Origin of the sequence: Streptomyces purpurascens (assembly GCF_045040895.1) — a bacterium.
GTDB classification, from domain to species: domain Bacteria; phylum Actinomycetota; class Actinomycetes; order Streptomycetales; family Streptomycetaceae; genus Streptomyces; species Streptomyces purpurascens.
This window is the reverse complement of record NZ_CP108341.1, coordinates 5,504,524-5,522,876: the sequence shown is the minus strand read 5'-3', so window position 1 is coordinate 5,522,876 and position 18,353 is coordinate 5,504,524. Positions and strand designations below refer to the sequence as shown.

General features: G+C 68.6%; 19 protein-coding genes. 9 read left to right on the top strand and 10 right to left on the bottom strand.

What is annotated here, in order from left to right; genetic code table 11:
• Positions 1 to 169: 169 nt before the first annotated feature.
• On the top strand, positions 170 to 1,204 hold the full coding sequence (locus OHU35_RS25240) for a chitinase (protein WP_405506988.1): 1,035 nt from the start codon (positions 170 to 172) through the stop codon (positions 1,202 to 1,204).
• Between the two features lie 22 nt (positions 1,205 to 1,226).
• Here the strand turns inward: OHU35_RS25240 and OHU35_RS25235 are convergent, their stop codons facing one another.
• The 4 genes from OHU35_RS25235 to OHU35_RS25220 form a co-directional block, all read right to left on the bottom strand.
• Positions 1,227 to 1,673 carry a hypothetical protein gene (locus OHU35_RS25235; protein ID WP_189728549.1) on the bottom strand — a complete coding sequence of 149 codons (447 nt, stop codon included), beginning with the start codon at positions 1,671 to 1,673 and terminating at the stop codon, positions 1,227 to 1,229.
• Positions 1,674 to 1,690: 17 nt separating this feature from the next.
• A complete protein-coding gene (gene mqnC / locus OHU35_RS25230) occupies positions 1,691 to 2,890 on the bottom strand; it encodes a cyclic dehypoxanthinyl futalosine synthase (protein ID WP_184591593.1) in 1,200 nt (399 codons plus the stop codon).
• Positions 2,891 to 2,960: 70 nt separating this feature from the next.
• A complete protein-coding gene (locus OHU35_RS25225; RefSeq protein ID WP_189728547.1) occupies positions 2,961 to 3,722 on the bottom strand; it encodes an A24 family peptidase in 762 nt (253 codons plus the stop codon).
• Entirely contained in the window at positions 3,719 to 6,622 is a 2,904-nt protein-coding gene (locus OHU35_RS25220; RefSeq protein WP_405506986.1) for a BTAD domain-containing putative transcriptional regulator, read from the bottom strand. The genes OHU35_RS25225 and OHU35_RS25220 overlap by 4 nt, the downstream gene beginning before the upstream one ends.
• A 428-nt stretch (positions 6,623 to 7,050) precedes the next feature.
• On the opposite strand from OHU35_RS25220, the gene OHU35_RS25215 reads away from it, so the two are divergent.
• The 8 genes from OHU35_RS25215 (at position 7,051) to OHU35_RS25180 (ending at position 14,598) form a co-directional block, all read left to right on the top strand.
• Positions 7,051 to 7,710, top strand: coding sequence for a hypothetical protein (locus tag OHU35_RS25215; protein WP_405506984.1), 660 nt, complete (start codon positions 7,051 to 7,053; stop codon positions 7,708 to 7,710).
• Positions 7,707 to 8,792 (top strand): hypothetical protein, encoded by a 1,086-nt coding sequence (locus OHU35_RS25210; RefSeq protein ID WP_405506983.1) that lies wholly within the window; start codon positions 7,707 to 7,709, stop codon positions 8,790 to 8,792. The genes OHU35_RS25215 and OHU35_RS25210 overlap by 4 nt, the downstream gene beginning before the upstream one ends.
• Before the next feature lie 146 nt (positions 8,793 to 8,938).
• Positions 8,939 to 9,586, top strand: coding sequence for a hypothetical protein (locus OHU35_RS25205; RefSeq protein WP_405506981.1), 648 nt, complete (start codon positions 8,939 to 8,941; stop codon positions 9,584 to 9,586).
• The gene (locus tag OHU35_RS25200) at positions 9,574 to 10,635 is read left to right on the top strand and encodes a hypothetical protein (RefSeq protein WP_405509321.1); all 1,062 of its coding nucleotides are present in this window, start codon (positions 9,574 to 9,576) and stop codon (positions 10,633 to 10,635) included. The genes OHU35_RS25205 and OHU35_RS25200 overlap by 13 nt, the downstream gene beginning before the upstream one ends.
• A 617-nt stretch (positions 10,636 to 11,252) precedes the next feature.
• Positions 11,253 to 12,842, top strand: coding sequence for a putative T7SS-secreted protein (locus tag OHU35_RS25195; RefSeq protein WP_405506979.1), 1,590 nt, complete (start codon positions 11,253 to 11,255; stop codon positions 12,840 to 12,842).
• A complete protein-coding gene (locus tag OHU35_RS25190; protein ID WP_405506977.1) occupies positions 12,839 to 13,585 on the top strand; it encodes a hypothetical protein in 747 nt (248 codons plus the stop codon). Before OHU35_RS25195 ends, OHU35_RS25190 begins: the two co-directional genes overlap by 4 nt.
• Positions 13,582 to 14,208 carry a hypothetical protein gene (locus tag OHU35_RS25185; RefSeq protein WP_405506976.1) on the top strand — a complete coding sequence of 209 codons (627 nt, stop codon included), beginning with the start codon at positions 13,582 to 13,584 and terminating at the stop codon, positions 14,206 to 14,208. The genes OHU35_RS25190 and OHU35_RS25185 overlap by 4 nt, the downstream gene beginning before the upstream one ends.
• 27 nt (positions 14,209 to 14,235) lie before the next feature.
• A complete protein-coding gene (locus OHU35_RS25180) occupies positions 14,236 to 14,598 on the top strand; it encodes a hypothetical protein (protein ID WP_405506974.1) in 363 nt (120 codons plus the stop codon).
• A gap of 65 nt (positions 14,599 to 14,663) precedes the next feature.
• Here OHU35_RS25180 and OHU35_RS25175 read toward each other — a convergent pair whose 3' ends face one another.
• From OHU35_RS25175 to OHU35_RS25150, 6 genes are all read right to left on the bottom strand, one after another.
• The gene (locus OHU35_RS25175) at positions 14,664 to 14,891 is read right to left on the bottom strand and encodes a hypothetical protein (protein ID WP_405506973.1); all 228 of its coding nucleotides are present in this window, start codon (positions 14,889 to 14,891) and stop codon (positions 14,664 to 14,666) included.
• A 290-nt stretch (positions 14,892 to 15,181) separates the two neighbouring features.
• Positions 15,182 to 16,213, bottom strand: a complete 1,032-nt coding sequence (locus OHU35_RS25170; RefSeq protein WP_405506972.1) for a hypothetical protein — start codon at positions 16,211 to 16,213, stop codon at positions 15,182 to 15,184.
• Positions 16,214 to 16,218: 5 nt separating this feature from the next.
• Complete coding sequence (locus OHU35_RS25165) at positions 16,219 to 16,884, bottom strand: hypothetical protein (RefSeq protein WP_359887472.1); 666 nt, start codon at positions 16,882 to 16,884, stop codon at positions 16,219 to 16,221.
• Positions 16,885 to 16,936: 52 nt separating this feature from the next.
• Positions 16,937 to 17,416 (bottom strand): pilus assembly protein TadG-related protein, encoded by a 480-nt coding sequence (locus OHU35_RS25160; protein WP_405506970.1) that lies wholly within the window; start codon positions 17,414 to 17,416, stop codon positions 16,937 to 16,939.
• Positions 17,413 to 17,850, bottom strand: coding sequence for a TadE/TadG family type IV pilus assembly protein (locus OHU35_RS25155; protein ID WP_405506969.1), 438 nt, complete (start codon positions 17,848 to 17,850; stop codon positions 17,413 to 17,415). The genes OHU35_RS25160 and OHU35_RS25155 overlap by 4 nt, the downstream gene beginning before the upstream one ends.
• Entirely contained in the window at positions 17,850 to 18,308 is a 459-nt protein-coding gene (locus tag OHU35_RS25150) for a TadE family protein (RefSeq protein ID WP_405506967.1), read from the bottom strand. Before OHU35_RS25150 ends, OHU35_RS25155 begins: the two co-directional genes overlap by 1 nt.
• Between the last annotated feature and the right edge of the window lie 45 nt (positions 18,309 to 18,353).

The following is an 18,353-nucleotide window of genomic DNA, read 5'->3' as shown; positions in this document are numbered from 1 at the left end:
TCTGATGTGAGAGACCCATGAGAAACGACCGAAGCTGTCCTTTCTCTGAGAGTTATCGGGAACGCCTGCGGAACTCGATCTGAGCGCCCATCATCGTGAGACGTTTGCTGCCGGGAAACGTACTAGGGGTTTGGACCTTTATGACCTCACGAGAACGGGAGCATGCGCTATGAGGAGTCACCGGAAGCGGGCGGCGGTCGGGCTGGGCTGTCTGCTCGCCCTGGCCGGCACGGCCTGCTCCGAGCAGGGCGAGGCGGCCCGCCCGGCACCCCCGGCGTCGACGGCAGCGCCCAGCACGTCGTCCCCTGCCGAGTCCGATACCGGCACCGGCACCGCGTACGCCCCGTACGTCGACGCCAAGGACGCCGCCGCCACCGACTCCGCGGGTTCTCCCACGACTTACAACCTGGCCTTCGTGCTGGCCGGCGGCAGCGGCTGCACCCCGCGCTGGAACGGCACGGACGCCATCGGCGACTCGGCGGTGAAGTCCCGTATCGCCGAGCTCAAGGGAGACGGCGATCAGGTCCGGGTCTCCTTCGGCGGCGCCTCCGGCAAGGAACTCGCGGCGGCCTGCGACAGTGCGCGGGAACTGGCGGCGGCGTACGGCAAGGCCCTCGACGCGGCCGGTGCCACCCGGGCCGACTTCGACATCGAGGGCGACGAACTGGCCGACTCCGCCTCCATAGAGGTGCGTTCGAAGGCGATCGCGCTGCTCCAGAAGGAGCGTACGGATCTGGAGGTCTCCTTCACACTGCCCGTCATGCCCACCGGGCTGGGCAAGGACAGCCTGGCGCTCCTCGCCTCCGCCAACGACAACGGCGTACAGGTCGCCACGGTCAATCTGATGACGATGAACTACGGCTCGTCGTTCGACGGCGACATGGGCGGCTACGCCCTCGCGGCCGCCAAGGCCTCGCACACCCAGTTGAAGAAGGTCTTCGGCACGTCGGACGCGGCCGCCTGGCGGGGCATGGCGCTCACCTCGATGATCGGCGTCAACGACGTCGACGGCGAGACCTTCACGCTCGCCGACGCCGCCGAGGTCCGCGCCTTCGCCGAGGACAAGGGCATCGGATGGGTGTCGATGTGGTCGACGGCCCGGGACCGGCAGTGCGCGGACGGGGCGAAGACCGATCAGCCGGCGACCGACTGCAGTGGGGTGAAGCAGAGTTCGGGGGCGTTCGCGGAGGAGTTCACGGGCTGACGTGGCGTCAAGGGCCGTCGGCTCAGCGCCGCCGGTGCACCAGCCGCCCCGCGCACACCGTCGCGACGCACTCCCCCGCCTCGTCGAAGACGGCGAGGTCGGCGCGGCCGGTCGGGACGAGGGCGGTGCGGCGCCCACTCGGCAGGACGACGACGTCGTTGCGCTCGGCGGCGGACCGCAGTTCCGCCGAGTCGACGTACTCCTCCAGGACCGCCACCGCGCCCAGCTTCAGCACCGCGTGGACGCGTTCGCGCGGGCTCGGGGCGTCCGGGAGCGGGCCCTCGTGGACGCGGGCGGGGCCGAGGGTCCCGGGCCAGCTGCGCACCCGGGCCTTCGGGAACGCCTCACGCACGTCGTCGAGTTTCCCGACGGCACCGATCCGGTCCCGTCCGACGACCACGGCGCCGTTCTTGACGGGATCGGAGTCCCAGGTGACACGGACCGCGTCCGCCGTGTGGATCGTCTCCAACTCTTCCCCGCCGCCGACTAGTTGGGGGCGAGCAGCTTGAGCTCGGGGTGAGCCGTGCCGCCCTCGATGGCCGTGGACGAGAAGTGCGAGACCACACGGTCGTCGGCGGGGTCGTTCGCCGGATCGTCGTGCACGACGAGGTGCTCGTACGTGGTCGCCCGCTGGGCCGGCACCCGCCCGGCCTTGCGGATCAGGTCGATGATCTCCATCCGGTTGGAGCGGTGCTTCGCCCCGGCCGACGACACCACGTTCTCCTCCAGCATGATCGAGCCGAGGTCGTCGGCGCCGTAGTGCAGGGAGAGCTGGCCGACCTCCTTGCCCGTCGTCAGCCAGGAGCCCTGGATGTGGGCGATGTTGTCCATGAAGAGCCGCGCGATGGCGATCATCCGCAGGTACTCGAAGAGCGTGGCCTGCGTACGGCCCTTCAGGTGGTTGTTCTCGGGCTGGTAGGTGTACGGGATGAAGGCGCGGAAGCCGCCCGTGCGGTCCTGTACGTCCCGGATCATCCGCAGGTGCTCGATGCGCTCGGCGTTGGTCTCGCCGGTGCCCATCAGCATGGTGGACGTCGACTCCACGCCCAGCCCGTGCGCGATCTCCATGATCTCCAGCCAGCGCTCGCCGGACTCCTTGAGCGGGGCGATGGCCTTGCGGGGCCGCTCGGGCAGCAGCTCGGCACCGGCACCGGCGAAGGAGTCGAGCCCGGCGGCGTGGATGCGCTGGATCGCCTCCTCGACGCTCACCTTGGAGATCCGGGCCATGTGCTCGACCTCGGAGGCCCCCAGGCTGTGGATGACCAGCTGCGGGAAGGCCTGCTTGATGGCGGAGAAGTGCTTCTCGTAGTACTCGACGCCGTAGTCCGGGTGGTGGCCGCCCTGGAACATGATCTGGGTGCCGCCCAGCTCGACCGTCTCGGCGCACCGGCGCAGGATGTCGTCCAGGTCGCGCGTCCAGCCCTTGGCGGTGTCCTTGGGGGCGGCGTAGAAGGCGCAGAACTTGCACGCCGTCACGCAGACGTTCGTGTAGTTGATGTTGCGCTCGATGATGTACGTCGCGATGTGCTCGGTCCCCGCGTACCGGCGGCGGCGTACGGCGTCGGCGGCGGCGCCCAGCGCGTGCAGCGGGGCGTCCCGGTACAGCACGAGCGCCTCGTCCGGGGTGATCCGCCCACCGGCGGCTGCGCGGTCGAGGATGGGCTGAAGGTCGGCCTTCTCGGTCACCGGGCGTCCCTTTCGTAAGGGTTGTGGACGGACCAGCCCAGCGTACGCCAGGGGTCGTGAGGACAGGACGTCAGGCCGTGTAGGCGCCCACGAGCAGTCCCAGCAGGGCGCCCGTGATCAGGAACGGCCCGAACGCGATCGCGGTCTTGCGCGAGGCCCGCCGTGCGACGACCAGGGCGCCGCCGTACAGTGCGCCCAGCAGGAACCCGGCGAAGGTGCCGAGCATCACGGTCGGCCACCCGTACCAGCCGAGGACCGCCCCCGTGCCCAGGGCGAGCTTGACGTCGCCGAAGCCCATCCCGGCGGGGTTGATGAGGAACAGCACGAAGTAGCCGCCGCCCAGCGCGAGCGAGCCGAGCAGGGCGGTCGTCCACTCCCCCGCGTGCTCGGGCACCAGCGCGGTCAGGCCGAGCAGGGCGAGCGCGGCCCCGGCGAACGGGAGCGTGAGCGGGTCGGGCAGCCGCCGCACCCGGAAGTCGACGGCCGTCAGCAGGACCCCGACGGGGGCCAGCAGCAGCCAGACGCCGAGCTCGGGGCGGGTGCCGGTGGCGGCGGCGAGGGCGGCGCAGACGAGAGCGGTGGCGATCACCAGGGGGGTCGTACGCGGCCCGTGTCCGGCCGCTTCGGCCCCCTCGGCCCCCTCCGCCGCCGCGCCCTCGCACTCCGGGCACGAGGCGCGTCCCAGCCAGCCCTTGAGGGCATGCCCGCCGGGGCAGCTGTCGTGCCACGGCTCGCCCGCGGGGGCCGAGAAGCGATAAGCCGCGCGCGGCAGGAACGACCCCGCCGCCGCGCCCCAGAGCGCGGCGGCGATGATCAGCAGCCCGGTGTTCATCCCACCGCGGCGATCGCGTCGCGCCACGTCGGCAGCAGCTCGTCGAGCAGTGCCTCGGTGCGCGGCGGCAGGCCCCGGGCCCCGCTGCGCCCGATGAGATCGGTGGCGAGCGCGGTGAGCTGGGACGTGTCGCCCGTGGCGTGGGTGGCGCGCAGCAGCTCGTGCCACAGGCGCTCGTCGGCCGGGGCGGTGCGCAGCGCCGCGTTCAGGGCCTCGATGGCCTTCTCCGCGCGGTCCCTCTCCATGTGGAACTCGCACAGCGCGAGCCCGGTGTCCGCGACCAGCAGCGGCAGCTGGGCGTCGATGATCTCGTGGGTGAGCCACCGGTAGCGACCCTCGGGCCGGTCGGCGAGCAGCGGCCCGCGCACCAGCACGAGCGCGTCGGTGAGCAGCCGCCCGCGCACGGCCCGGCTGTCGACGCCCTTGCCCTGCGTGGCCTCGTGGTAGAGCGAGCGCAGCACGTCCAGGTCGGAGACGACGGACTTGGCGAGCGTGAGCCGCCCCGTCCCGTCCCGGCCGAGACGGGGCGTGCCGTCCGGGTCGGCGCCGAGCCACACCCGCAGCCGGTCCAGGAGCGCGTCCCGTACGTCGTCGGTGACGCCGCGCGGCCACAGCGCCGAGGCCAGCACCCGCGGGTGCACGCCCTCGCGGTGCAGGAGCAGCAGGGCGAGCGCCTCGTGCAGCAGCGCGCTGCGCTCCCCGTCCGGGGTGTCCAGGCCGATGATCTCGTACGGCCCGACGAGCCGGGCGTAGACGGCCGGCCGCCCGTGCTCGCTGATGTCGACGAGGAACGGCGGGGTGGTCGCGGGCCCGTTCGACTCACGCTCGGGGTCGGCGTCGGTGAACAGCTCGACCACGGCGCGCTGTTGGGCGGCGGGCAGCAGCTGGGCGTCGAGTTCCAGCCCGAGCAGGGGCGCGAGCAGCTTGCCCTGGCCGGTGATCTCCATCTCCCAGGCGGCGCCCGGCAGATCGCCGGTCTCGGTGCCGACGAGGTAGCCGATGCCCAGCCGTCCGGCGTCGGCGGCGAGTTCGGCGAGCTTGACGGCGTCCTCTGCGGACGGCTGGGCGGCGAGCAGGACGAGGTGCGGGGCCCAGCGGGTGTGCTGGGCGGGCCCGGTGCGGCCGGTGAGCACGGAGTCGTGCCCGGCCGTGCCCAGGGCGCCCCGCCGCTGCCGCGTCTCGGCCTCCATCGTCTCGACGAGCGCCTCGATGTCCTCGAGGTGCCGGATCCGGTTCGGGGCGAGCGGCGTCAGGTCCTCCCCGAAGCCGACGAGCGTGATGGTCATGCGGTCGGACCATCCGTTGGTCGCCAACTCGGCGGCGACGGACGCGAAGACGGCGGCCCGGTCGGCCTCCCGGCCGCTCAGCGAGACGATGCCGGGCACCGCCTCCAGGTTGAGCAGCAGCCGCGAGTCGTCCATGGTGCCGAGGCTGACGAGCCCCGGGTACGGAGCGGCCGTGTCGACGTCCTCGTAGCGCTCGGCGTCGGTCCTGGCCAGCATCCAGAAGGTCTGGTCCTGCCCCTGCTGCCAGGGGGCGGGCGGCTTCCCGGCGGGCTGGGCGAGCTGAAGGTGCAGGTCGCCATTGCTCAGCCAGGCCGCGTACACGACCGGCAGCGCCCGCGACTCCTCGGCGAGGGAGGCGGCGAGCCCCCTCAGGCTCCGGTCGAGCAGTCGTACGCCCTCGGGGTCGGCGCCGACGAGCAGTGCGTCCTGGACGTCCTGGGCGTCCCCGCTCGGCGTGGGCGGCTCCATACCGCGCCGCCCGCCGACGGCGCCGAACGCCGACTGCCACAGCGCCTGCCGGCGCCGCCGCCCCAGGGCGCCGAGGAGACCGGCGGCGAGAAGGGGAGCGGTGAGAAGGGCTTCAGGAAGGCCGAAGGAACTGTCGGACTCGGCACCGACGCTCGTGGCCTGCTGGTGACCGGCGTCGCCGGCGGGCCGCTGCTCGGGAAGGGACACCTGGGAGGCGCCGCCGCCGGCACCGCCCGCGTGCTCGTGGCCGCCGCCCTGCGCCCCGGCACCCCCTCCGCCCTGGGCGTGATCGCCGGACTGGGCGTAGTCGCTGATCTGCTGCTGCACATCGGGCGACACGTTGGGAGCCTCGTCGGGCATCTCGACGAGGTCGCCACCGCGCGCGTCGCCCGGCATCTCCATGATCCAGCCGGGCCGGATGAGGCTGGCCTCGGAGAGCTTGGACCCGTCCGGCTGGACGCGGTCCTTGTTGAGCTCGAAGATCTCCTTGTAGCGACGCCCGTCACCGAGGTGCCGGTCAGCTATCTCCCACAGGGAGTCGTGGTGACGCCCCTCGGGCGGCTGGATCCGGTAGTACTTCGTGTCGCCCTGCTTGGCGGTGCTGCCGCCGGCCTCGGCGTGCGAGGCGGCGTGCGAGGCCTGCTCGGCGAGGGCGGACGCGGTGTCGGCGGCCTGCTCCTGCTGCTGGGCGAAGAGACCGCCCGGGGTCTGCTGGGCCGAGGCGACGGTGGGCTTCTGGTTGGCGTCGTAGGTCTGCCCGAGCTGCGACAGACCGGGCGCGAAGCTGGCGGCCGTGGCGCCGACGAGCAGCAGCGCGGCGACCAGCTGCCGCGCGAGCAACTGACTGGGCCCGGCGCCCGGTACGCGTCCCGGCACGCCGACACCGGACAGCGCGGCCTTCATCTCGACGAGCACACAGGCGGTGAACTGCGCCCACGCCAGCCACACCACGACGGTGAGGATGTTCAGGAACGTCTGAACGGTGATCTCTTGCTGAAGCCAGTCGAAGCTCGGCACCCCGTTCGGCAACGGCCACCCGATCTGCGTGGCCAGCGCGCCCGGCACGCCGACGAGCAGAACGGCCAGCGCGACAAAGGCGAAGAACGCCTTGACGAAGTCCCCGAACGACCGCCGCCGGATCCTCACCGGCTGCGGCGTCCGATTCCTCGGGGCCGTGGTCGGGCCGGTCGCAGGGCCCGTCGCTCCCGTCGTACTTCCCGTCGAGCTTGACGAGCTTGAGGTGCGGCGTCGCGGCATGGCGGGTGTCCTGGGGTCGTGTGTGGAGTGCGGTGAGGCCGAGCGTGAAGTAAGGGGTGTGCTGAGCCTACAGAGATCTTATGGACTCTTATTGAGGTCGTCGAAGGGTGGAGGGGAGGAAGCGCGTTGACGTCCGGTTTGCCCCCGTAGCCGCTCGGGCCGGCGCGGGCGGCCGGGCCACCCGGATCACCCCCTTCGCAACTGCCACGCACACCCCTCACGCACTCCACACATTCCCCCTCGGTCACTCAAGGGGCCACGCACAGCCCCTGATAGCTTCGTTCCCTGTCGCACACGCCAACCTCGGGGGAGAATCCGTGGCCCGCCGCGCTCTGACCACCACAGCTGCCGTGTTCGCCACGACGGCAGCACTTCTGCTCACCGCATGCGGCGGGGGCGGCGATGACAAGCCGTCGGGGGACATCAAGGGGGCGGCGGACGGGGCTTCAAGGAGCCCGTCGGCGTCCGCGTCCGGCCCTGCCGAGGCCGACCGTCCGGACGTCAGCGTGCCGAAGGACCTGAAGCTGGTCTTCGACTTCGATCAGCCGTCCGACACGAAGCACGCGGAAGCGCTTGCCGACGCCGAGAACTACATCCGCGCGCTGAAGCACGGCATCGCCGAGCAGGATGTGGACGATCCGGCGTATCGGTTCTACTCGGGCGCACAGGCCTCGCAATACGCCAAGTCGCAGATCGCGTCCTGGGTCAAGGGCGGCTGGACCGTCACCGGGACGGACAAGTACTACGACGAAGACATCACCCCCCTGAACGACAGCAAGAGTCTCCTCGTCTCGTTCTGCAGGAACCAGGCCAAGTTTTACGGCAGGGAGATCAAGTCCAAGAAGGTCCTCTACACCGAGGAAAGCCTGGACAGCTACCAGTCGTGGAAGCTGCTCATGATCCCCCCGTCCGGCTCCTCGAAGGTCTGGAAGACCGGCAACGTCGAGGTCATCGGCAAGGCGAAGCAGTGCCGATGACGACATTTTCACGGCGGACAGTGGGATGGGGTGCCGCCGTGGGCGCCGCCGCGATGCTGTGGACCGGCGGTGTCGCCCATGCCGACGCGCCCACGGAAGACACCACCACCCCCTCAACTCCCCCTCCCTCGGGCAACGCGAACGACCAGGAAGTCTCCGCTTCCGTCACGTCCTCCCGGATCAAGGTCACGCAGGAGAGCGGCCCCACCGGTGGCAACAGCGGCACCATCTCGTCGACGGACGCGACGTGGGAGCCCCCGCCCTGCTGGTACGAGCCCGTCTACACGCCGGAGCAGCTCAAGAAGTTCTCGGAGACGGGCGTCGCTCTCGGGTATGTCAGCCCCCACGCGTCCTGGGGCGGCCAGAGCCTGTGGCAGGACCACTACCGGGACGGCAAGGACGCCTACAACTACGAGGACGGGTCCCTCATCACCCGCAAGGGTTACGACAACTACAACCTCGGCAAGGACGGCTATTTCTGGCGCGGGGTGGCCCGCGATCTTGAGGACCAGGATTCGTACGGCTGCGAGCGCGTCATGTTCTGGCAGGACGCCGGCGAGATCCCCGACGTGCCGAACGCCCCCACAGCCGAGACACTCGCCGACTACGCCTACGACAAGGTCAAGGTCCCGGACACGAAGGTCGAGCTCAAGCCGAAGACCAAGTCCACGGTCAATCTGCCCACTTGGGTGTGGCTGGACAAGGGCACGTTCCAGGACGTCAAGGTCCGCGCCGAACTCCCGAACACGGGCCTGTGGGCCGAGACGACCGCCAAGCCGGTCGCCCTCCACCTGGAACCGGGCACGGACGACGCCGAAACCTTCCCCGCCTCCGGCGACTGCCAGATCAACGACGACGGCAGCATCGGCACCCCGTACACCAAGGGCAACGCCGACAAGACCCCACCCTGCGGCGTCCGCTACCTCCGCGCCACGAACGGCACGCCGTACCAACTCTCCGCCAGCGTCACCTGGCAGATCAGCTGGGAGGGCTCGGGCGGCGCGAACGGCGACCTCCCGGACGGCACGTTCGAGACGACCCAGGGCATGAACGTCCAGGAGATCCAGTCGATCAACCGCTGACTACCGGACCCCACGTCGTTCGCAACTGCCACGCCACACTCCTCACCTTCCCCACACAATCCACCCCTGCCTCTCAATGGCCAAATCCCCTCCCCTGGTAGCTTCGTTCTCTGTCGCGTACACCGAAACTACGGGGGAGATCAACTGTGGCCCGCCGCGCACTGACCACCGCTGCCGCAGCGTTCGCCACGGCGGCGGCGCTGCTTCTGACCGCCTGTGGCGGGGGTGACGATTCGTCGTCGGACGACATCAAGGGGGCGGACAGCGAGTCGAGCAGCCCGTCGGCCTCGGCGTCGTCCGCGGCGCCCGGCGTCAAGCGCCCGGTGATCAAGCTCCCCAGCAGCTTCGAGCTGACTTTCGAGAACTGGACGAGCAACGACCCTGTGGAGCAGGCGGTACTCAACGACGGCAAGGAACAGCTCCGGGCGGGGTACGAGGCGATCATCGAGAACGATCCCGACAGCAGGAACCGGGCCTTCTACGACACGAAAAACGGCTTCTTGCAGAGCCAGCAGTGGATCAGGACCTACACGGACAAGAACCTCACCGTCATCGGCAAGTTGCCCGTGTTCGACCCCAAGGTCACCCTCGCCAAGGACAAGGCAGCGGCGTCCCTCTCCTACTGCACCGACGAGAGCAAGGCCTCCACGAGGAACCGCAAGACCGGCGAGGTCAAGGGGAACCCGGCGGGCACGGACCCCGAGGTCCTCTACGTGATCTCCATGGGCAAGAACGCCCAGAGTGTGTGGCAGGCAGTGTCCGCCCACTCAGAGAGGGGTGGCTGCGCGCAGTGAGGTCCTCACACGGCTCCCGGCCCCTTACAGTCTTCTCGCTCACCGTCGCTCTCCTCGCACCCGTGCCTGCAGTCGCTCTCGGCGGCGAAGGCAATTACGGCGGCGGAGCCAAGGACAACGAGATCTCCGCTTCTGCCTCGCAGTCCCGGATCAAGGTCACGCAGACCAGCGGCCCCACCGGCGGCAAGCAGGGCACTGTCGCGTCGACGGACGTGAACTGGGAGCCGCCGCCCTGCTGGTACGAGCCCGTCTTCACCCCCGAGCAGCTGAAGAACTTCTCGGAGAACGACGGCAGCGGCGACGCCGGTCTGCGCGACGGCTGGTACGGCTCGGAGCTCTGGACCGACCACTTCAGGGACGAGAAGGACGCCACCACCATCTTCACGAAGCCGGCCACCGTGAAGGGGTACAAGAACTACAACCTCGGCAAGGACGGCTACTTCTGGCGCGGAGTGTCTCCGGACGTGACCAAGGTCGATGACACCTCGCTGTGCAGTCGCCTCATGTTCTGGCAGGACGCCGGCGAGATCCCCGACGTGCCGAACGCCCCCACGCCTGAAACCCTCGCCGACTACGCCTACGACAAGGTCAAGGTCCCCGAGACCAAGGTGGAGTTGAAGCCGACGGCCAAGTCGACGGTGAACCTGCCGACCTGGGTGTGGCTGGACAAGGGCACCTTCCAGGACGTCAAGGTGCGCGCCGAACTCCCCGGCACCGGCCTGTGGGCCGAGACGACCGCCAAGCCGGTCGCCCTCCACCTGGAGCCTGGCACCGAGGACGCCGAGGTCTTCCCCGCCTCCGGCGACTGCCAGATCAACGAAGACGGTTCCATCGGCACCCCGTACACCAAGGGCAACGCCGACAAGACCCCACCCTGCGGCCTCCGCTACCTCCGCGCCACGAACGGCACGCCGTACCAACTCTCCGCCAGCGTCACCTGGCAGATCAGCTGGGAGGGCTCCGACGGCACCGGCGGCGACCTGCCCGACGGCACCTTCGAGACGACTCAGGACATGAACGTCCAGGAAATCCAGTCGATCAACCGCTGACGGGAGCCTGAGCCGGAGCACAGCATCCGGCTTGGGCGACCACGGCTTCGAGCGCGCGATCGTAGGCCCGGAAACCCGCCTTCCCGTACTCGGGCGTGCCCGCCTCGGGGCGGAGAAGGCCCGGGAGATGAGCGACTCGCCACATCCGAAGTACGTCAGCTGCAGGTCGGCGGCCATGTGGCACATACGGCGCACGACTTCCGGTCGTTCGAGCTCGTCGAGCCGGGACGGAATCCCCTCGACCGCACTCGACCACAGCAGCAAGGAAGGTGCCGTCACCTCATGCTCGCGCAGATAGCCCAGTTCGTCGGCGACGGCCATCGTGGACGAAGAGAAACCGCCGATACCTCGGACGAGCTCGAGCAGCCCTCTCCTCCGACCATGGAAGGTGTCGGTCAGACGGACACGGCTGCCTCGAAGGGCATCCCCATACTCACCGGCGGAACGCCGTTCGGCGGGTCCAGGATGATGTCCACCCCGCCTGCCTCCTGCCTCTCGCGCGCCCGTCGGGGAACTCCAAGGGTGACATCGAAATCCCTCGCAGACACCGACTTGACGTGCGATAGGTTCGACACGCGTTCTGATGCAGACGTTGCAGGTGTTATGGGGGAACACACGTGTCACACAGGCCGACCGACTGGCACATACTCGACCTGGACCAGGACCCGACGCCAGGCGACCCCCAACGCATCCGGAAACTCGCCGGAACCCTGCACGAGTTCGCTGACGATGTCGCCGACGCTCTGCGCGATCTGAAGGGCATCGCCAAGGAGGACGAGATCCTCTCCTGGGCGGGGAAGACGGCGGACGTGTTCGCGGAGGAGTTCGCGGACGCACCCAAGAAGCTGCGGAAGCTGAAGAAGTCGTACGACCTGGCCGGCGACGCCCTCGCCTCCTTCTGGCCCGACCTCGAGACCGCTCAGGACAAGGCCGACAAGGCGCTTCGCGACGGGCGGAAGGCGCGCGCCGAACTCACCACCGCCCAGACGGCACTGTCCGGCGCCGACGACTGGGTACGGACGGCGACCGAGAAGGCCGACTCCTACGATCCGTCGAAGAACGGCGGCAAGGACGTCCCCAAGCCGGACGAGGACGAGGTCCGCCGCGCCACCCGCAACGCGCAGCACGCCAAGGCCCGCCAGACGGCGGCCGAGCAGAACGTCCAGACCGCCCAAAGTGCCCTCGACGCGGCCAAGAAGCTCGCCGGTCAGGCGCAGCGGATGCGGGAGGACGCGGCCCGGCGCACGGTCACGAAACTGCAGGAGGCCTCCGACGCAGGGATCCCCAACCGCCATTGGTGGGAGGAGATCGGCGACTGGGTCACCGACCACTGGGACGAGATCGTCACCATCTGCAAGTGGGTCGTGACCGTCGTCGGCATCATCGTGATGATCATCGGCGGCCCGCTCGGCTGGCTCGTCTTCGCGGCTGCCCTCGTGGTGCTCGCCGACACACTGAGAAAAGTCATCAAGGGGCAAGCCGGGTGGGGTGACCTGCTATGGGCGGCTCTGGATTGCATACCGGCCACAAAGGGCTTCACCAGTCTCGCGAAGCTCGGGAAACTGTGGAAGGCCGGAGGCCTCAAGGCACTTGGCACCGGCGCTATGAAAGGGATCGGTGGCGGGCTCCTCAAGAAGGTTCAGCAACTCCGTTCAGGAGAAGGCCTTCGCTCAATCTACCGCCCCTTCAAGGGCTCCAGTCGTTTGTTTGGCGGGACGATCCCCTACCGCGCCCTCTCTCCCAAGTCTCGCCAACTGGCCAGGGACCTCACGAAAGGTCCCGTGAACATCACCCCCAACGAGGTGAACATTTCACATATGGCCGAACTTCAGAAGTTCCATGGCGTCGAGCACGCAGTGGTGCAGAACGCCGCCGGAGAGATGCGCCTCTTCCAGGGTGATGAAGTGACCACGATCATCCCCAAGGAGCTGAGGGACGAGGGTTACAAATTCACCGTGCACACTCATCCCGAAGACCGGATTCCCGGGCCACCCGATGAGATGGAAGCGGCGCGAGGAATGAAGAACAGCATGAGCCGGGACCTGGACAACAAGCGCACACCACACATGGAAGCTGTCATCAGCCGGGACGGGAACGTGCGCTTTTTCGACAACAACGGAGTGCTCGACCTGCCCCAGGGCACCTACCCTCCGGGGGGCCCGATCGGTGATCGCGGCGGAATCATTCCTGTTGCAGGCCTACGATGAACGCCTCCATCCATCCGAACCGACCCGACGGGCGCACGAACATGCCGGACATCAACGAATGCCAGATCTGCGGAGCACCGGCCCCTCCGATCCCTGGACAGAGCGACGGAGTCGCCGGGTATCGCCTGATTCGGGACCCGTGGTCCGCGACTCCTTCGTTCCTTGACGGCAACCTGCACTTCTCCTGTCTGGAGGAGTCGGGCAAGAGCTCCGACTTCTATGCCGAGTTCACGCGGATGACGCAAGCAGGACACGAGGAAATCGAGAGCCTCGACGGCTCGCCGCCTCCCCTTACGAGAATGGGCCTCGCCATGACCCAGATCTTCTCCGGGGCGGAATGCACTGTCTTCCAGAGCGGTGTGTCCGACCGGTGGATGGTGGTGAAGCGGACAGGGCCCTGGTTCCGGCTGAGTCACGAAGACCTCTTGAATATCGGGCGAGGCCAGGTCCCCCGGTCCCCTGCCGAGGTCATTCCGTATCGGCTACCTGTCGATCTGGGGAACGAGATCGGCGAGTACGGCCTTCACGAGATGCTGGACGCGCTCGGCGTCGCCGATCGTTACGCTCCAGAAAGCGAGCTGGAGGGCATCGAATACGAGTACGTCGACTACTACCCCCCGAAGCTGCTCCTCGAGTACGCCGTCCGAGCGCCCCTCTCCATCCCGCAGGAAGCGCACGCGTTCCTCGCCGACTACATCGAGAGCTACATCCCCGTCAGCTTCGAGGACGAGGAAGACGTATGACGACACAGAGTGTGGTGCCGGCCGGCCTGTCCCTCTCCGTCCCGGACTCATGGTGGGAGTTCGACATCCGCCCCGAAGGTCGCGAGGCGACCATCCGCGCCCTCGTCGACGAGCGGGTGCGGGAAACGCCCGAGTTGGCGCCCTACCGCGCCGATGTGACCGGCATGCTGCGGAAGATGGCCAAGGACGCGCACGACTCCGGTGCCCTGTACATGGGCTGCATGGCGGAGAACTTCGAGGGCATCCCGCTCTCCGCCACCGTCACCCTCTCCGTCCTCGGCGCCAAGAACAAGCAGGGCGTCGCCCTGTCCACCGATCCTCGTGCCATCGCCGACAGTCTGCGTGCCATCACACCCCGGCGTGAGGGAGACGCCTGGCGCAAGGTCACGACCGTCGAGATTCCGGAAGTGGGTCCGGCCGCGCGCACGTACGGCGTCGAGGACGTGCCCGTCGCCGAAGGGGACAGCCGTACGCTGCGTATGGTGCTGACCCAGACGTACGTACCCGTCCCGGGAACCGCCGACCAGGTCGTACTCATCTCCGGGGCCAGCCCCGTGCTGGACCTGGCCGAGGCCTTCCATGACATCTTCGACGCTGTGACGAGCACGTTCCGTTTCATCTGAGTCGTCTGACCTGCTGGGGGAATCCACATGGGCAAGGGCAAGAGCGACCTCGCGCTCCCGCTCACCGAGCTGGAGGGCTATGGGCGCCGGCTTCGTTCCATCAAGACCCGTCTGAATCACACCAAGAAGCTCTTCGAGTCCTACAAGGACGACATCGGCGACGGCAGCGTCAATGACGCGCTCGGGGATTTCGAGTCCAACTGGGAAGACGGGCGCGAGGACATCACGCAGCAGCTCGATGCGTTGGCGAGTATGTCCGATGCCGTTGTTCGCGAGTTCAAGAAGCTTGATGACGAGCTTGCCAAGAAGGCCAACGACGCCATGAAGACCGAGGACAAGCGGGGCGGTAAGGGCAGTAAAGGTGGTAAGGGGGATGGCGGGGATAAGTAGCCCGCTGTCCGTGAGACATGAAAAGGCCCCGGATCCGGAGATCCGGGGCCTTTCGCGTGCCTTCGTCAGGAAGCGACGGCGGCGTTGAGGTGCAGGTCCGCCGCAACGCCCTGGGGCGAGACGGCGAGGCCCACGCCGCCGCCGACACCGGCGTTGACGCCGGCGGCCGAGGTCTCGACGTAGAGACCGGCTGCGGCGCCGGCACCCGCGGCGGCACCCGCCTGGCCGCCGGCGATGGTGTCCAGCTCGGCGTCGGACATCTGGGCGGTCGCGATCTGCGGGGTGAAGGCCATGGGGGGCGGTTCCCTTCGTTCAATAATTCGAAGTGCTCGAGCGTGACCGATCAAAGCACGTCGGGAGAAGGCGCGGCCAGTCAGTGGTTATGGGGGTGCGGTGGATTTCGGGGGTCTAATTCATGGGTGTGACCATTTGGTCACCGGGTGCCGCGCTCTCTTCACATGTTCCGCCACTTCGCGATACGGGAATGTATTGCGCGGCGGGGGAAATGCGCCGAGCGCGGCCCCTGTCCGGGATGCCTACGACCCCGCGGTGAACGGTGTGCAGATCCGTCGAATGTTCCGGATCAGCGGTTCACCGACTGGATCTCCTGCACCGTCACGTCCTGGGTCGTACCGAATGTGCCGTCGGGGAGGTCGCCGCCGTCGCCGTTCGTGCTCGTCCAGTTGATCTTCCAGGTGACCGTGGCGCTCAGCGGGTAGGACTCTCCGTCACCCGTGGAGCGCAGGTAGCTCACGCCGCAGGGCGGGGTCTTGCCGGCCTTGCCCTTCGCATACGGTTCGCCGATGCTGCCGTCCTCGTTGATCGCGCATTCGCCGGAGGCGGGGTAGGTCTCGGCGTCGCCCGTGCCCGGTTCGATGTGCAGGGAGACGGGTTCGGCGGTGGTGGTCGCCGACAGGCCCGTGCCGGGGAGGCTCGCCGTCACCGAGAGCTTCTTGAACTTGGCCTTGTCGAGCCAGATCCAGGTGGGCAGGTTGACGGTCGACTTGCCCGTCGGGGCCATCTTGATCTCGGTGTCGGGGACGGGGAGTTCGTCGTAGGCGTATTCGGCGAGGACCTGGGGGGAGACGGCCAGGGGCTCCTTCGGGGGGTCTCCCTCGTCGACCCAGAAGGGCGGCTTGTCGCAGGACAGGGCTTCGGGCTCGTCCTTGCGGTTGGGGTTCACCGCGGCCGCCCAGAACATTCCCTCGCCCTGCTTGTCCAGGTTGTAGTTCTTGTACGGGTGCCCGTTCTTGTACCGCTGGTCCAGGGAGTCTCCGATGAAGTCCCCGATCCCGTAGAAGAACGAGATGTCGAAGTTCCGCCACGTCTTCACCGTGGACTGGATCTCCTTCGGCGAGAACGCGGGCTCGTACCAGCAGGCCGGGGGTGTCCAGTTGCTGTCGGTGGAGGACAGGGAGCCGGACTTCGTGGAACCGGGAGCGCCGTCGACCGTCGTCTGCACTTTGGTCCGGACGGTGATGTTCTGGCCCTTCTTGCCGCCCTGGGCGTCACCCAGACTGGCGCCCTGGTCCGTCTTGCTTCCGGCCTGTGCCATCGTCGGCAGGAGAGCCAGCGGCAGGGCGAGCGCGGTGGCGACCCCCGCTCGCGTACGCATGCACATCACGGTCGGCACTTCTCCGCTCCTCGCTCGGACGTCACCTTCACGGTCTGCCAGACGCCCGTCGCGTTCTTCTTCATGCGCGCGTTGTAGGACACGTAGTCGTCCGCGGACCCCGGCGCCTGCTTGACCTTCTTGGTCTTGCGGTCCTTGCTGTTGGACTTCGTCTCGTCACCGCAGTACGTCATCGTGGCGGACGTCTTGCCGTCCAGGGTGACTTCGCGGTCGTAGTAGCGCGTCTCGCCGGCCCATGACGTTCCGGCGTCGTAGAAGGACTGGACGTAGGTCGCGGCCGCGAGCAGGGCGTCGTCCTTGCTGTAGAACTTGAGCGCCGGGTGCTTGTCGGCGTCCACGGTGATGGCCTCGTCGATCGAGTTGATCATCCGCTCGTTGTCCGCGAGCACGGCGTCCTTGGCCGGGTCACCGGTCGTACCGCCCTCGAAGACGTTCTTCACATCCGCCGGCAGCTTGATCTCCGGCCGGTCGATGCCGTCGGCAGACGCCGACGCCGACGGGTTCGCCGAGCCCGACCCCGCGCCCGTGTCCGCGCCCGCGATCTTGTCGTCGTCCTTCTTGTCCGCCGTGTCCGAGCCACCGCAGCCCGTCAGCAGCAGCGCCACCGCCGCGGTCAGGGCGGTCGCGGCCGCCGTGGTCGTGCGTGTGCGCATGGGGGTGTACCTCCAGTGGGGGGGGATCGGTCTCAGGGAGGCCGAGAGGGCCTCACTGGACCTCGTTCTGTGCCACCGCCTGCCCGTGGACGACCACGTCGCCGCCGTAGAACATCCCCGTGAAGACCGGGGAGTAGGTGAGCTGCACGTCGACCTCCACCTGCTCGGCGGTCGCAGCCACGCAGTGGGTCGCCGCGATGTCCGCGCCCGTCATGTCCATCTCGCGGGCGAAGGCCTTCACACGGGCGTTGCAGTTCCCGAAGTTGATCGGAGCGGGGCCGCCCACATCGTCGTAGAGGGCCTCGCGGTCGATGTCCTGGGCGGCGAAACGGGCCGCCTGTTCCGCGATGTCGGCCGCCCGTTCCCGCTTGGAGATGGACAGGCCGCCGTCGATCACGAACGCGGAGAGGGAGAGGAAGACCAGCGTGAAGATGATGACCGCGCCGGCGCCCGAGCCGCGGTCGTCCAGGTGTGCGCGACGGGCGGCCCACCAGGAACGCCGGAGCGGCAGGGACGGGCGGTTGTGGCTCACGCCGACCTCCGGAACGGGTCCAGCGGAGAGCTGAAGCTCGCCGTCAGCGTCGTCGGGACGTCGAGGCCGATCATGGCGAGGCCTCGCACCTCGCAGCTCACCTCGACCGTGAAGATGGTGTCGGGCTCGAAGCCCTCGCTCGTCTGGACGACCGATACGGGACCCGCGCAGACGTCCGTCAGGTTCGCCTCCGCGGCCTTCTTCGCCTCGGCCATGGCGGTGGCGTGGTTCTTCTGGATCGAGCCCGCGCGGGCCGCGTCCCGGGCCGCGCCGTCGAGCGCCCCACGGCCGTCCACGAGCTGGCCGAAGGCCACCAGGACGAGGATGAACAGGATCATCACCGGGGCGAGGATCACGACCTCGATCGTGGAGAGGCCCCGGTCGTCCATGGACCGGCCGTCCCTCGAAAGGACAGCAGGAGGAGAGAGAGTCATCAGTTCTCCTCCTGAACGAACCGTTCCACCGGGCCCGCCGACTGCGCGTGCACCGTCAGATCCAGGCCCGGGAACACCGTCGGCACCCGCGCCGCGATCTCCACGCCCACCGTGTTCTGGTCCGGCTGGAGCATCGTCACATCCGGCCCCAGCACCAGTTGCGGGCCCAGCTGGCTGATGTACGCGTCCACCACGTTCTGCGCCTCGCCCCGCCAGGCGCCCGGGCGTTCGTCGGCCGTGGCACGCGCCTTGCGCGCTCCCGCCTGGGCCGCCGCCTGGGCCACGTGGTCCGCGAAGAAGTACAGGGCGAACTGCACCGTCGCGAAGATCATGAAGAACAGCACCGGAGTGAGCAGCACGAACTCGATCGCGGTCATGCCTGAGTCACCGCGGGCGGCCGCCCTCTTCCGTGCGGCCTCCACCCTGCGGCGTACCCGTCTGCTCACGTCCGCCAGCATCCCCGTGACCCCGTCGTCCCTACGTCTGTCCCTGCGACTGTCTCT